This window comes from Halogeometricum sp. CBA1124, from assembly GCF_009741955.1.
Classification (GTDB): domain Archaea; phylum Halobacteriota; class Halobacteria; order Halobacteriales; family Haloferacaceae; genus Halogeometricum; species Halogeometricum rufum.
In genome coordinates, this window is sequence record NZ_WPCD01000081.1 from 1 (window position 1) to 14311 (window position 14311).

A 14311-nucleotide genomic window follows, 5' to 3' on the forward strand; every position below is an offset into this window, starting at 1 on the left:
CGGCGAACTGACCGCCCGCCGGGTCGTGCGACTCGCGCGTCGGGTACGCCGGAAAAGGGGAATCGCTGTGCCCCGACACCACCACGTTGCCGGGGAACGGTCGCCGGTTCGGTCGGGCCGGTCAGTCGGCGGCCACGTTGCTCGGCGGGACGACGTCCACGTTCCACTGGTCGTCCACGACGACCTCACAGCCGTCGAACGTGAAGCTCACGTGCCCCTCGACGAGCGACTGTTCGCCGGGCATCCCGACGAACAGGTTCTTGACGGCGTCCAGGTCGACGACGTCGTGCAGTCGTTCGCCGAGTTCCAGCGGGTCCACGCCCTTCGCGTCCGCCACCGTGGTCACAATCTGCCAGTCGAGGTCCTCGTCAACCGTCTCCGAACTACCACTTCGTGCCTGGTTCATACATCTGCAACTGTCCTCTCGTGATAAGTCAGTTGTAACTAAGCGGCTAGCGTATCGATAGCTCGTACGCTATGTAGATAGCCATCTTTCTTGGGGGATTGTCTCACGAACCGACTACTCTACCCGAGAGCGACGAAAGACCCGTCTGCTCACTTCAGAGACGTGTTCGGCGCTCGTCGGCCAGCAGATTGTCGAGGAGCTTTCGCTCGGCGACGCGGAGGTGGCGCGAGAACGTCGGCTGGGCGACGTCCAGCGACGCCGCGAGTTCGCTGGCCGTCTGTTCGCGCGGCCACGAGAAGTAGCCCGAGAAGTAGGCGGTTCGGAGCGCCTCGAACTGTCGGTCGGTCAGCGACTCGCCGAGGTTCGCGCGGAACGACTGCTGAGTCTCGATGGAGCGTTCGCGGGTCCGCTTGGCGCTGAGTTCGGTCCCGGGGTACGACTCGCGGAGGTGTTCGACGAACTCGCGGACGTCCGACCCCGGCGAGAGTTCGACGACGACGTCCACCGCCTCCGGCGTCGCGGTGAGCGTCCGGACGGCACCGCCGAGGTCGGCCAGTCGCGAGGGAAGCGTCTCGGCCGCCAGTTGCACCTCGACCAGCGTCTCGTCGTCGCGTCGGACTATCTCTCGGACCTCCTCGACGACGACGAGCGACGAGAGCGTGTCGGCGTCGGCGTCCGGCCCTTCGAGCGTCAAGTAGAGTAGCGACCCGTCCGTCTGCGGGATGCTCCCCTCCAACTGCACTTCGCCGTCGAGCGCGCGTGCGATGCGGAGCAGCGGCTCGTTCTGACTGCTGACCCGAATCTCCAACTCGATGAGCGACTCGGTGTGAAGCGACTCCTTCGCCTCCGCCCCGTTGATGGCGTTCGCCGTGGTGACGCCGAGTTCCTCGAACATCAGCCGCGTCCCGTCGTCGAAGGCGTTCGGTTCCGTCGCGTACACGGTCAGCGCACCGTAACTGAACTCGTGGTACGTCAAGGGGACGCTCGCGACGGAGCCGAACTCCCTGTCGAGGGCGTCGCGCCGCCACTGGTGTTCCTGTATCTCCTGTCCGACGTTGTCGACCAGCGTCGTCTCGTCGGTCCGAATCGTCCGCACGCTCGGTTCCGACGCGTACGCCTCGGGCGACTCCGTCAGACAGTCCAGATAGCCGCGCTCCTCGCCCGCCCACGCGCGAGGCACGACCTGTTCGTTCACGCGGTCGTACGTGCCGACCCACGCGAACGCATGGAGGGACCGTCGACGAGTCGTTCGCAGACGGCCCGCTCTATCTCCTCTCGCGAGTCGGACTCGACGAGCACCCGGTTGACCTCGCGGAGCAGTTCGTTGAAGCGGTTCAGGTTGGTCAGTTCCTCGTTCCGTCGCGCCAACTCGCCCCTGCGACGTTCGAGTTCGAGCGACCGGGCGACCCGGTCGAGCGCCGCCTCGGCGTTCGCGGCCAGCAGGTGCGTCAGCGTCGACTGCCCCCGCGGGGAGTCCTCGCCAGACGACGACGTCGCGAGGACGCCGTGGGTGCCGAGGGGGATGGCGATGTTCTCGGCGGCGGCGTCGGCGGGGTCGGCCGGCGTGAGTTCGTCCCAGCGGTCGAGCGTCGTCACATCGGTTCCGAGGTAGACAGACTCGCTCTCGGCGAAGCACCGCCAGAGCGCGCCGTCGCCGGGTCCGATGGACGGCGGTTCGCCCTCACCCTCCCACGCCACCGGCCGGAGTCGGCTGGCCTCCTCGTCGTAGAGGTAGACGACGACGGACTCCAGTTCGAGAATCTCCGTCGCGGTGCCGAGGACCGTCTCGCCGACGGCTGGCTTCGTCTGCGACTCGAACAGTTCGTGGGCCGAACTGTTGAGTGCGGTCAGCGTCCGCTCGTACCGCTTGCGGTCGCTGATGTCGCGGATGACGCCCACCGACCCGTGGGTACCGTCGCTGAAACTGAGCGCGGAGAAGCGCGTCTCGACGGGAATCGTGCTTCCGTCGGCCGTCTCCAGTTCCACGTCGAGGCGCCCGTCCGTTATCTCCCCGGTGAGTATCTGCTGGATGACCTCGCTCGCCTCGACGATGATGGACTCGTCGGCGAGCATCGTCGAGTGCGAACCGACGAGCGTCTCCCGGTCGTAGCCGGTCATCTCGACGACGGCTTCGTTGACCTCCGTGATTCGGAAGTTCTCGTCGAGGATGTAGATACCGTCGTCGATGGTCTCCAGGATGCGCTCGTAGCGATCCAGCGACTCCTCCGTCTCGGTTCGCTCGGTCACGTCCCGGTAGCGGAGCGCGAGTCCGTCGCGCAACGGGACGGCGTCGGCGGCGACTCGCCGCCCGTCCGGGAGCGTCGCCTCGAACGACTCGGCGTCGCCGGTCATCACGGCTTGCCAGCACTGCTCTGCGGTCGCGCGCGCGTTCGGACTCGCCGCCCAGACGTTCTCGCCGACCGGCGGAGCGTCCACGTCGCCGACGACGGCGGCGAACGCGTCCGTCGCCTCGACGACGCGCCACCGCCGGTCGAGGACGCAGGCGGCGTCACCGAAGGCGGCGGCGGCCGACACGACGTCGGTCGTGTCGACGCTGCCGTCGACGGCCGGTCCGCCCGCACCCGAGAGCCACGCCAGTCGGTCCGGCAGCGTCTCGTCCGATGGGACGACGGCCGTCGCGCCCGCCTCGTACGCGCGTGACACCGCCTCGTCGCTCGCGTCCGTGAGGACGGCGACGACTACCGACCCGTCGGGCGCGGCGGCGACGGCGTCGGCACTCGTGCAGACGATGCAGTCCACCTCGGGTTCGGCATCCGCCTCGGCCTCGCGGTTCGACCGGAGTTCGATTCTCTCGTCCGCGAGTAGGTACTCGCTGACCTCCTCGGGTCGGTGGTCGTCGCCGACGAGACGCACCTCCACCGAGAACTGCGAGGCGGTCGGTTCGACGGTCATTGGGAGTGTCCTAACGTTCGCCGGCAATAAGTGGTCGTATCCGAACGTAACGTATATTCAAGAATACCTGAACATAGTGGCAATTCCAGACCGACAGGATAGAAATAACTTCTCTAATTACTGAATTTCTGTAAAATAAGAACATTAAGTGGGAAGATTAATACGTTAGCACTAAATTAATCCGAGTATGTCGGGGAGAGCAGCATACCAACAGTCCGGTGGTATCCTTGGGGGGAACCACGCAGAGTGTATCGAAACCGTCCGAAAGACCGAACTGCCGCAGTGCGTCGTCGAACTGTCCGACGAGTACGACCGCCGCGTCGGCGATAGAGACCGATTCCTGTGGAAGTGGATCCACAACCTGTTCGACGCGTTCACGCTTCCGTGCGTCCCGTCTGCCGATTTGGAGGAGGTTAAAACGACGAAGACGGTGTTCACGATGTACATCACCGTCCTCGACGACTTGGCCGACCACTTCGGCGACGAGGAGACGTTCGAACAGGCGCGCCGACTGCCGCACGCGCCCGAGTCCGTCCGCTACGACGCGCCCGGCGTCGACACCGACATCCTCCGCTTCGCCGAGAAGCTCTGGACCCGCGTTAAGGACCGATTAACGGACGCTCCGTGCTACGAGGCGCGTCGCGACGTGTTCCAGTTCGACGTTCGGCAGGCACTGAACGCGATGGACTACGCGCGCGTCCTCAACGACAACCGCGAGATAGCCAACCTCGCGGAGTCCCGTCACCACGGGCCGTTCAACATGGTGATGTTCCCGTACGCGGGTATCGACCTCATGTGGACGCCCGACTTCGACGAGACGGAACTCGGCCAACTTCGGAGTCTCCTCATGGACCTGCAGAAGATGGCCCGCATCGGCAACTGGGTGACCACGTGGGAACGCGAACTGTACGAGGACGACTACACGGCGGGCGTCGTCGTCGAGGCTCTCGAACGCGACATAGTCACGACCGACGACGACCCCGAACGCGCCATCGCGGCGATTCGCGAGAACGGGGTCGCCGACCGGTTCGAGGAGGAGTGGGAGAGCAGATACCGCGACGCACTCGGCGAGCGATACGACATCGAGAGCTTCGACGTCGCCCGCCTCGTCCGGGGGATGCGAACCGTCATGGAGCACCACGTCGCGAGTTACGGCCAGAAGTGACGCGGTAAGAGCGACTGATTCTACCGTCGGCCGTTCGTACCGAGCGACGCCGCTCTCTTCGGTGCGCGCGGTTTCAGGGTCTCGGAGAAAAGCCGCGAAGAACGGGTGGCCGCCTCAGTCGGCGGTGACGTCACGACGCTCGCGTTCGGGTGCTTCCTCGGCCGCGGCCGCTCTGTAGACGCCCCACAGCAGCAGCACCGCGAGTCCGGCGAGCACCACGCCCGTGCGGATGACCGGGTCCACGGCGGGCGTCGCGACGATTTCGCCCGCCTCGTTCGTCACCGGGGCCGCACCGTAGGGCTGTCCCGCGAGTATCTCCACGGTGCCCAGTACCGCGGTGCCGATGACCACCAGGGCACCGCTCAGTGCCAACGCCACTTTGTCGATGATGTCGGTTTGCGTGTTCATGAGCGTTCACCTCCTCAACCGAGCAGGTACCGCAGTTTCGGGTGTCGTTTCACCAGCGTGGTCTGTTCGAGGATGGCGTCGAGCCCGAAGTACCGGCCCGTCGCCAGCACCATCATCGTCCCGAACAGCAGCAGGCCCATCAGGTCGCCGTTCACGAGCCCGTGACCGAAGCCGGCGTTGCCGACCCAGAACAGGGTCATGAAGACCGCCCCGAAGAACGAGGCCAGTCGCACCAGCGCGCCGACCATCAGCCCCAGTCCGATGAGCGTCTCGCCGAGGGGGACGCCCGCCTGGATGAGGGGTCCGAGGTTGTTCCCCATCCAGACCGGGATGGGACCCAGCGCCGTCCCCGTCATCTGCTGCAGGTAGCCGGCCCGTACGTGAAGGCGAGTCCGTCCTCGATGAGTTTCGTCACGCCGGCGTGGAAGAACCACCAGCCCGTGACGACGCGCAGGAGCGCGAGCCAGTAGGCCGTCAGCGGACTATCGAGGTCGAACTCGAACGCGTTGTCGAGCGGGTTCGCCGCGTTGTAGGACATCCTGTCTCACCTCACATGTGCTGCTTGTGCCGGGTAAAAGGTATAAACACGGAACGGTTCCCAGTTACTAAAAAACGCACTCTAGAGGCGCTCTCAGTCGAAAAATCCGCGGTAAGTGTCGTTTACCGGCTCTCGACGCCGGCGGACGAGGCGACACGAGTGCTCGCTCGCCCGCGGCGTCGCCGAGTTGGGCTTCGTGTCGGCCCGCGCGGACGCTGGCCGCGCCTCACTCGCTCAGCGGCGTCGCGTGTCCGAGCGCGTTCGCGAGCACGGTGTACCCACAGTGCGACGGGGCGTGCCCCTGGAGGCCGAACGGGTGGAGGTTCGACTGGGACGGCGCGGGGAGGAGACTCCCGACGACGTGGACGGTGCCGGCGTCTCCGGAGAGCGTCCCCAGCGCGACTTTCTTCGCCGTCGACTCCGACGCGTTCGCGTCGCCCTCGGACTCGCCGCTGTCAGACTCGCTGCCGTCGGACTGTCGACGGACGACCCGCCACCCGGCGACGTCCCCGCCGTCGGACTCGAAGGGAGCGGGGTCGACGAGGTACATCGGCGTCTCCGCGGCGGCGGCGTCCACGACGTACCCGAGGGCTCCCGCTTTCGCGAGTTCGCGCTGAATCGGCGTCGTCCCCGAGAGGAGGGCGCTGTCGTCGACGCGTTCCGTCACGGCGGCCGTCGTGGTCGTCGCCCGCGACACCGCGTCCGCGTCGACGCTCCCGGCCGGGTCGGCCGAGAGGTCACCGAGGAGTTCGACCCCGGCGTCCGTGAGGACCAGGTTCCCGCCGCCGGCGACGAAGTCGTCTATCGCCGAGACGTACGCGTCACGGTCGGTGCCGACGCCGTGGGGAACCACGAGGTTGTCGACGCCGTCGAGTGCGCCGTTCGAGACGTCGTCAGTCGTCACCGTCGTCACCGCATCCGAACGGTCGAGGAACGACCGGTAGGGGCCGACGACGTCCAGCGGCGTCACCTCGTACTGGCGCTGTTCGTAGCCGAGCGTCGTCAGCGGGTTCGGCGACCCGTCGCCGGTCGCTGCGGTCGTTCGCACGTCGACGGTCGCCTCGCCGCCCACGTCGTTCGTCAGGCGTAGCGTCCACTCGCCGGGGGTCGGGTCGCTCACGACGAACGAAATCGTCCGCTTCGCGCTCGTCGCGAGCGTCTCGCCCTCGTACGTCCTGACGAGCGAGCCCGAGGGGTCGAGCAGGTCGACGTCGACGGCGCCCGACGCCGCGCGAACGCGACCCGAGACGCTGTGCGTCTCCTCGGCGACGGTGACCGTCCGCGTCGCCGTGTCGTCGGGAGCGACGGTGACCGACTCCGCGGTGCTCGTTCGTTCGTCGTCTCCCTCGTCCGTCGTCTCGCCGTCGCCGGTGACGAACGGGAGGTCCGCCGACGACGCGCGCAGGGCGTCCGCCGCGACGAAGGCGGTGGTCTCGCCGTCCGGCGTCTCCACCGCCGCGTCTGCCTCCGCCGTCGCCGCCTCGACGAGCGTCTCTATCGCCGTCCGGTGACCGACCATCTGCAGGTCGAGGAGGTCGGGGCGGTACTCGATGCTCCCGCGGAGGCGGTTGTCGAGTGCCATCTCGAAGGCCACCGACCGCGCGCCGACGCCGCCCTCCTCCTCCGGGAGTGCGAGCCACGAGACGAGACCGCCCGTCGTCGAGTAGCCGACTGCGTCGAATATCGTCCCGGCGGCGAACGGTTCGGTCGGGACCGGCGGCCGTTCGTCCATCCCGTACGCCTCCTGCATCGCCTTCACTTCCTCCGTCAGGACGGACTCGCGCTCCGAGAGCAACGGCGCCAGCTCCTCGTCGAGTCGGCCTCGGAGCCGGTCCGCGTACTCGAATATCGCGTGCGCGTCGGCGAAGTCGTACGCGTGGTTTGCGCTCAGGAGTTCCATCATCGTCTCGGACGCGAACATCCCGTGGAGGTCGGCGGCCCAGGTCACGTTCTCGTACGACCGAAGGTGTTCGACGACAGCCAGCGAGTCGGGCACCTGCTCCGTGTAGTCGACGGGTTCTTCGGGCACGTCCTCGTCGCGCCCGCTCCGTCGTCTCGCAGATTCCGCCCGCGGGGTTCGGCCGGGTGGTGCGCCGGGTCGATCCAGCCGGCGTCGGATACTGCCGGTTCGGGTCGTTCCCCGTCGCGGTCGAGCGCTTGAACGTGTTCGCGTCCCGGAACCGACCGTCCACGAGGAGCGGCGACTTCGCCGCCCACCCGTCCGGGTTCGGGAACAGGAACACGAGTGCGACGTCGTCCAGCGCGCTCGCGACGGACTCCGCGTCGCCGGAGACGACGTCCTCGACGAGGCGCATGCCGGCTTCGGCGCCCGACCGCTCGTCGCCGTGGATGCCGAGCGTGACGACCAGTTTCTGCTTCTCCGCGAACGACTCGCGGTCTCGAACGTCGTTCGTGAGTTCGACGACCCAGACGTCCTTCGGCGCCGTCGACCGCGCCTCCCGGTCGAGCCATCCGGGACTCTCGCCGACCGACCGGTAGCGCAGCATGTCACCGTGCTCGTCCACCAGTCGGTCGATTCCCTGCTCGAACTCGGCGTAGTCGACGTAGCCGGTCGCCGCCGACGGCTCCGGAAAGACGCGGTTCGGATAGTGTTCGAGCTTCCAGAAGGGGTTCGCGCCGGGGGCGTACAGTACCGTCCGCGCCACGTCGCCTCGGGCGAGCGAGTAGAGGACCTGCGAGTTCACCGGCACCTCCCCGTACGCGGCGGGCGACTCCGTCGCCGTCGTCGTCCTGAGGTTCTTCACACCCATCTCTTCGAGTGCGCTCGTCTCGCTCTCGTCGTCGAGGACGAACAGCGTCGGAACCGTCGTCTCCTCCTCTGAGTTCTGGACGACCGCCCACCAACGTTCGGAGAACCGCTCCGACGGCGGCGCGGCGGCGGCCGCCGCCGACGGCGAGAGGGCGATAGACCCGCCGAGAACGGCGGCTGCTGTCTGCAAGACTGTACGTCGGGACGTGAGGGACCAATCTCGGTCGGACATTGTCGTTTGCGGTGAAATCAGCGATGACAGAAATTCTACCTTCGGGAGGGGTCGGGAGCCGATCTCCCGTTGCTGTCTCCTGATTTCACTCGTCGAACCTCCTCGCGGGACGCTGATAAATGTGTGAGTGGAGTGTCAGAACGCACGGAACGCCCAAAGGTTGATACGGGTGGAGCGGCCGCCGGTCGCGGCGGGAAGTCGCCCCCACTTCGCGGCGCCGAACCCACCGCCGGAGACGAGTCCGACAGGCCGAGACGAATCGACCGAATCCGCCCTCGTGAACCGTTCGCGGCCGCAGTCGAGAGCGCCGACCGACCGGGAGTGATTGTCTCCGGAGATGAAAGGTTGTTTCACGGAGACGCCCGAAGTTCGAGGAGATGTTGCGCACCGAGAGCGACCCGCCGGCGTTCGACGGCGGGTCCGTGGTTCCCGTCGCAACGTACCTCCTGATAGTCGCCGTCCTGTCCGGACTCACGCTCGTCACCTCGGGCGCGTCCGGGTCACCCGTCGTCGGGGTTGGCTGGGGACTCTTCCTCGCCGCCCTCGCCCTCGGGGCGTTCGCCGTCGAAGGCGTCTCGCCGCGGTCGGTTCTCCCACCGGCCCGCTCGCTCACACCGGCCGTCGGCGTCGTCGCCGCGTTCTGGCTGCTCTACAACGTCGTCGCGTACGGACTCGCCCTCGGGGGCGTCCCCGGGTTCGAGCCAGCGCCGTCGCGCGTCGTCGCTCACCCGCTTCCGTACCTCGCGGCGTTCGTCAGCACCCTGCTCTTCACCGCGATTCCGGAGGAACTGGCGTTTCGGGCGTACCTGCAGTCGAAATTCACCGCGCTCGCCGGCGGCGGACGCCGTCGAGCGACCGCGGTGGGTGTCTCGCTCGCGACGGTTCTGTTCGCGCTCTTTCACCTCCCGCATTGGTTCCTCGCCTCGGGGCACGGCGTGGGGCCCGCGCTGGCGACGCGGCTCTTCGGACTGACGCTTGCGGGACTCGCCTACGGTCTCGCGTACGCACTGACGAGGAACCTGTGGCTGGTCGCGCTGTTCCACGCGACGATGAATCAGCCGCCGTTCCTGGTCGCGGTACACGTTCCCGCCGAGATGCACCTCCTCGTCGGAGCCGTCGAGTACGCGGCTATCGCCTCTACCGCGTTCGTCGCCGTTCGGGTGAGCGACACCGTCGGACCGACCAGCACTCGCGGTGGACGGGCGTCGACCGACGACTGACTCCGCACTCGCGTGCCGTCCGTCCCTGTCCTCCTGCGCCGCCGCGACGATTCGCCGAACTCCGGCCCTCCGCTCGCGAGGGTCCGAAGTTCTCGACTCCGACACCACCGGCCGCTCTCCCCGAGAACGCGCTGACGACATCCTCGACCCGTGCGTAAATCCGAGTCGATTCGACTATTCGACCGCTTCCGGAACGCATCGATTATTCGACACCGTCTTCTGGTACCAGACGTTCCGCTTCGACGACCGAAACTCGAAAACGTTCTTCACATTCGTCATATCTGCTGAAAGTGTCGGCAGCTACGGATTCATCAGCCGAGCAGATAGCTCTCTTTCCGAATATTGAAGGACGAAGACCGGTCCCGCTCGCGGCGAGTGCGGGCGCGGGCAGAGCGTCCGACGGACCGACCGGGCCGACGTCAAAAGGTAAAGTGCCTCCCTCTCCGACACGGTAGTATGGCCGACGAGGAGATCGACGACGTGGACAGAGCGATCCTGTACGCACTTCAGGAAGATGCCCGGAACACGTCGTCCGGAGACATCGCGAAGCGGACCGGTACGTCGGACAGCACCGTCCGCAAGCGCATCCGGCGTCTCGAATCCGAGGGCGTCATCAAGGGATACCGCGCGAACGTCGACTACCAGAAGTCGGGGTATCCGCTCCGGATGCTGCTCTACTGTACCGCCTCGATTCCCGAACGCGGTGACATCGTCCCCGACATCCTGGAAATCGACGGCGTCGTCTCGGTCCAGGAGTTGGTCACCGGTGAACAGAACCTCCTCGTGACCGCCGTCGGCGAGACGGACAGCGACATCACGCCCGTCGCGCAGGAACTCCTCGATATGGGGCTCACCGTCGCCGACGAAGTACTCGTTCGCGCCCACGAGACGACGCCGTTCGGAAAGTTCGATTCCGGGAGTCGGACGGCCGACGACTCCTAAACGAGAGTTCGTTTGACGTCCGACTCGGTCGCCCGACGCACGACCGCCCGTACCGGGTCGACCGAACCGGCCAGGTTGTCCGAATCTCCGTCGAGGACGACGAGTGCCGCCCGCCGGCCGGGAGCGACGACGCCGCAGTCGAGTCCGGCGATTTCGGCACCGGCCGTGGTAGCCATCCGTAACACCTCCCGAGCGGTCACGTCGAACCGCTTCGCCGTGTACGCCATCTCCCGGAACATCGACGGGGGGGTTCAGCATCACGTTGTCGGTTCCGAGCGCGACCGTCGTGTGGTCGAGGAGTTCCCGTACGGGCGGCGTTCCGACGTCGAGGACGGTGTTCGCTCGCGGACAGACCGCGACCGGAACGGATTGCTCGGCGACTCGTTCGAGGTGTTCCCGTTCGGCGTGCACCATGTGGACGAGCAGATTCGGGTCCAGGTCGAGCGCCGGGTGAATGTCGGTCGCGTCCGGTTCGCCGGCGTGGATGGCGAAGGGCAGGCCACGCTCCTCGCACGCGGCACGCTGGTCCGCGAAGTCGTTGTCGTTCGCGCCGGAGGCCCCGTACCCGTCGGCGACGTCGAGGACGGATCGGTCGCCGCTCCCGAAGACGAACGGGTCGAGAGCGAGGGACGCCGCCGCCTCACGAAGCGCGCGCGCCCCGGCGACTCCGGACTCCCTGAAGTCCAGACAGGAGGCCGTGCCGGTTCGCTGCATGAATCGGAGCGTCCGGTGCATCGCCGACACGAGATCGGAGCGGTCGGCGGCCGCCAACCGCCGGTGCTTCAGACTGTTCGGCGGTGCGACTGCGTCGTCGAGTGACAGTCCGACGGCCGCTTCCTTCGCGACGGAATCGCCCAGGTGCGTGTGCGCGTTGACGAACGCCGGCAGGACGATGTCTGTCGACGTGGTCTCCGTCTCCTCGATGCTCGCGATCCGGCCCTCCTCGACGACGACGCGCCCGCGGATGGGTTCGAACGACCGCCCGGCGAGGACGGTACCTGACAGTTCTTCCATGCCGGTACTCGGGACTAGATCACGATATGGTTTCCTGAACGAGTATATCGAACGCTTCGGTACCGCCGAACCGGTTCGAAGCCGAATTCGGCACAGAGAACGACGACCGGGACCGCCGCGTCTGGGCGTACGGCACGCCTCGCGACGAACTCGAAGGGACGGGCCGTGAGGCTCCCCAATTCGACCCCGCCACCGAGCGTCAGACCGCAGGCCCGAATAACCATAACGTTCTATAATGTCCTTTGAACGAACGATTTGGGAATATAGATAGATTTAATAGTTATTTCGTTCTCGATACGGGGTAAGAACGACCAAAAACGGATTCCGAGTTCGCCTCGGTCGCCGGGACGGGTCGTACGATGAGTCGAACGATGTCAGGACGCACCTCGAAACAGACGGTCGGAGCGCTCCCGGACACGACGGTGCAGTCGCCGTCCGTGTCCGCTGCACTGACGTGGCTCGTGTGGTCGCTGTTCGCGGCGAGTGTCGTCGCCCTCGTCGTCCGAGTTCGGACCGGCGGCGTCTGGGAGATTCCCGGCGTGGTCGCGTCGACGGCTTGACCGTCCTGATGTGGGTGGTCGTCACGTTCTTCAGCGGTATCGTTCACAGTTACTCGCGCCGTTACATGGCCGGTAGCGCCCACGAGACCGGCTTCTTCCTCGCTGTGTTCGGCTTCACGGTCACCGTGATGGGCCTCGTGGCCGCCGACCACCTCGCCCTGTTCGCCTCCCTGTGGCTGACGATGGGGCTGGTGATGGCGAAACTCGTCGGTACCGTCGACGGCTGGAGGCAGGCACGGGCCGCCGCGAGCGTCGCTCGGAGATACTTCCTCGCCAGCAGCGCGCTCCTCGGCGTCTCACTGACGGCGCTGTGGTGGACGACCGGTGCGACGACCGTCTCGGGTGTCGCGGCCGCCGCCGACGGTCTCGGCGGACCGGTGTGGATGGTCGCCGCGGCCGCCCTCGTCCTCGCGGCGATGATCCAGTCCGCGCTCGTCCCGTTCCACGGTTGGCTGCTCTCCTCGATGACCGCCCCGACGCCCGCGTCGGCGCTGATGCACGCCGGGTTCGTCAACGCCGGCGGCATCCTGCTGACCCGTTTCGCACCGGTCGTGACCGTCGACGCCACCCTCATGCTCGCCATCGTGGTCGTGGGTGCGACGAGCGCCCTGCTCGGAAAGCTGCTCAAAACCGTCCAGCCCGACGTCAAGACCGAACTGGGCTGTTCGACGGTCGGACAGATGGGCTTCATGATCATGCAGGCGGGCCTCGGCTTCTTCGGGGCCGCCGTCACCCACCTCGTCCTGCACGGCTTCTACAAGGCGTATCACTTCCTCGGCGCGGGCGGACGGGTTGAGCGCACCAGTCCGACCGAGAGCGAGACCCGCGGGACGAGCGTCGCAGGCGCCGCAGTCGTCCTGGTGACCGGTCTCGCGGGCGGCTGGCTGTTCGCCGTCCTCACCGGGAAGGGCACGACCGGCGACAGCGGGCTCCTGCTCGTGTCGTTCGTCGTGCTCACGACGCTGCACGCGGCCCGCAGCGCCGTCGAGCACACCTCGCTCTCGGCGACGGCTCGCTACGGCGCGGTCCCACTCGTCTTCGTCCCGGCCATCACCGTCTACGCGCTCGTCTACGAGGCTATCTCGGGCGTCCTGTCCGGGCTTCCCGTCGTCGCGGCCCCGACCGAACTGACCGCGCTCCACGGGGCCGTCGCCGTCGTCTTCCTCGCCGCTTACGTCGCGATAGCGGCCGGCGTCCACGAGCGCAGCCACCGTCTCTACGTCGCGCTGTTGAACGCGAGCCAACCGGCTTCCGGTACCGTGCTGACCGCCGCGGAGGAATACAATGAGCACTGAACACACCGTCGAAGACAGCATCGACAAAGCAGCGACCACCGTCGGGTCGGTCTGGCCGATCCACTCGTTCGTGACGGCCAACCCGCTCTCGGGGTTCGAGGACGTACCGTTCGGCGAGGCTGTCACGCAGGCCGCGGACCTCCTCGGCGGCCGCGGCTATCCGCGCCCGGAGACGTTCCGGGCGGCCCTCGACGACGGGCAGATCGAGCCCGAGATACTCGCGTCCGAACTGGCCGAGCGCGGGTACGAGAACGACCCCGAGACCCTGCTGGAACGCATGGACACGAGCGTCGAGTCGGAGCCCCCGAACACCGACGCCGAACTGGTCGACCACGTGCTGACGAAGTGGCTGTCGGCGTTCCTCGACGAAGGGCAGGCGCAGTGGTCGATGCCGAACCGCGAGGACGGGTTCTACGCCGCCTTCCGGTCGGTGGCCGCGCACGACGGTCAGATTCCCGACGACGGGGTCGCCGCCGACCTACCGGAGTCGCCACGCGAAGCCATCGCGTCCGTGCTGGAGCCGTATCCCGAGAGCCAGTGGGTGCCCATCTTCGAAGAGCAGTTCGCCGCGCTCCCCGGCTGGGTCGGCTTCGTCAAACAGCGCGCCGCCGACGACGGCGCGTGGCAGTCGACGTACCCCGTCACGCTGGAGGGCTACCTCGCGGTTCGCCTCGCCCTCTCCGAGAGCTTCGGCGTCGACATCGGGCCGTCGACCGGTTCCGACAGCACCGAAGCCGAGGCGGCAGACGAACTCGCCGACGCGTTCCTGAGCGCGTGGGAGGCGAGTTATCGCCGTCAGGTCGTCGACCGCGTCGCCGCCGAGAGCGAGGCGCTCGTCGACGCCGAAC

At 67.1% G+C, this 14311-nt stretch carries 9 protein-coding genes and 4 pseudogenes; 5 read left to right on the forward strand and 8 right to left on the reverse strand.

Annotation, left to right across the window (positions count from 1 at the left end; all coding sequences use genetic code 11):
- Positions 1–121: 121 nt before the first annotated feature.
- From GJ632_RS11270 to GJ632_RS23665, 3 genes are all read right to left on the reverse strand, one after another.
- Entirely contained in the window at positions 122–406 is a 285-nt protein-coding gene (locus GJ632_RS11270) for a HalOD1 output domain-containing protein (RefSeq protein WP_089811101.1), read from the reverse strand.
- Positions 407–560: 154 nt separating this feature from the next.
- Entirely contained in the window at positions 561–1601 is a 1041-nt protein-coding gene (locus GJ632_RS23660; RefSeq protein WP_343161140.1) for a bacterio-opsin activator domain-containing protein, read from the reverse strand.
- On the reverse strand, positions 1598–3319 hold the full coding sequence (locus tag GJ632_RS23665) for a PAS domain-containing protein (protein ID WP_231751504.1): 1722 nt from the start codon (positions 3317–3319) through the stop codon (positions 1598–1600). Before GJ632_RS23665 ends, GJ632_RS23660 begins: the two co-directional genes overlap by 4 nt.
- A gap of 187 nt (positions 3320–3506) precedes the next feature.
- On the opposite strand from GJ632_RS23665, the gene GJ632_RS11280 reads away from it, so the two are divergent.
- On the forward strand, positions 3507–4484 hold the full coding sequence (locus GJ632_RS11280; protein ID WP_191452961.1) for a hypothetical protein: 978 nt from the start codon (positions 3507–3509) through the stop codon (positions 4482–4484).
- Positions 4485–4598: 114 nt separating this feature from the next.
- On the opposite strand, the gene GJ632_RS11285 is transcribed toward GJ632_RS11280, so the two are convergent.
- From GJ632_RS11285 to GJ632_RS25910, 4 genes and pseudogenes are all read right to left on the reverse strand, one after another.
- Positions 4599–4892: a hypothetical protein gene (locus GJ632_RS11285; protein WP_191452962.1), complete on the reverse strand. Its 294-nt coding sequence runs from the start codon at positions 4890–4892 to the stop codon at positions 4599–4601.
- A 14-nt stretch (positions 4893–4906) separates the two neighbouring features.
- Positions 4907–5430 (reverse strand): annotated as a pseudogene (locus tag GJ632_RS11290) (DoxX family membrane protein).
- Between the two features lie 226 nt (positions 5431–5656).
- Positions 5657–7459 (reverse strand): hypothetical protein, encoded by a 1803-nt coding sequence (locus GJ632_RS23670; protein WP_231751505.1) that lies wholly within the window; start codon positions 7457–7459, stop codon positions 5657–5659.
- A 67-nt stretch (positions 7460–7526) separates the two neighbouring features.
- Positions 7527–8432 (reverse strand): annotated as a pseudogene (locus GJ632_RS25910) (M14 family zinc carboxypeptidase); the annotation flags it as partial.
- Positions 8433–8809: 377 nt separating this feature from the next.
- On the opposite strand from GJ632_RS25910, the gene GJ632_RS11300 reads away from it, so the two are divergent.
- The gene (locus GJ632_RS11300) at positions 8810–9652 is read left to right on the forward strand and encodes a CPBP family intramembrane glutamic endopeptidase (protein WP_191452963.1); all 843 of its coding nucleotides are present in this window, start codon (positions 8810–8812) and stop codon (positions 9650–9652) included.
- Between the two features lie 456 nt (positions 9653–10108).
- Entirely contained in the window at positions 10109–10594 is a 486-nt protein-coding gene (locus GJ632_RS11305) for an Lrp/AsnC family transcriptional regulator (RefSeq protein WP_191452964.1), read from the forward strand.
- On the opposite strand, the pseudogene GJ632_RS11310 reads toward GJ632_RS11305, so the two are convergent.
- Positions 10591–11608, reverse strand: a pseudogene (locus GJ632_RS11310) (amidohydrolase family protein). The gene GJ632_RS11305 and the pseudogene GJ632_RS11310 overlap by 4 nt on opposite strands.
- Before the next feature lie 371 nt (positions 11609–11979).
- Between GJ632_RS11310 and GJ632_RS11315 the strand changes: the two are divergent.
- Positions 11980–13463, forward strand: a pseudogene (locus GJ632_RS11315) (proton-conducting transporter membrane subunit).
- Positions 13453–14311, forward strand: an 859-nt coding sequence (locus GJ632_RS11320; protein WP_191452965.1) for a putative inorganic carbon transporter subunit DabA, incomplete at its 3' end; no start/stop codon positions are given. The pseudogene GJ632_RS11315 and the gene GJ632_RS11320, both read left to right, overlap by 11 nt.

Coding starts and splice junctions, on each gene's coding strand:
- GJ632_RS23665 (WP_231751504.1), bottom strand. CDS start 3,319: ATGACCGTCGAACCGACCGCCTCGCAGTTCTCGGTGGAGGTGCGTCTC.
- GJ632_RS11285 (WP_191452962.1), bottom strand. CDS start 4,892: ATGAACACGCAAACCGACATCATCGACAAAGTGGCGTTGGCACTGAGC.
- GJ632_RS11300 (WP_191452963.1), top strand. CDS start 8,810: ATGTTGCGCACCGAGAGCGACCCGCCGGCGTTCGACGGCGGGTCCGTG.
- GJ632_RS11305 (WP_191452964.1), top strand. CDS start 10,109: ATGGCCGACGAGGAGATCGACGACGTGGACAGAGCGATCCTGTACGCA.
- GJ632_RS11270 (WP_089811101.1), bottom strand. CDS start 406: ATGAACCAGGCACGAAGTGGTAGTTCGGAGACGGTTGACGAGGACCTC.
- GJ632_RS11280 (WP_191452961.1), top strand. CDS start 3,507: ATGTCGGGGAGAGCAGCATACCAACAGTCCGGTGGTATCCTTGGGGGG.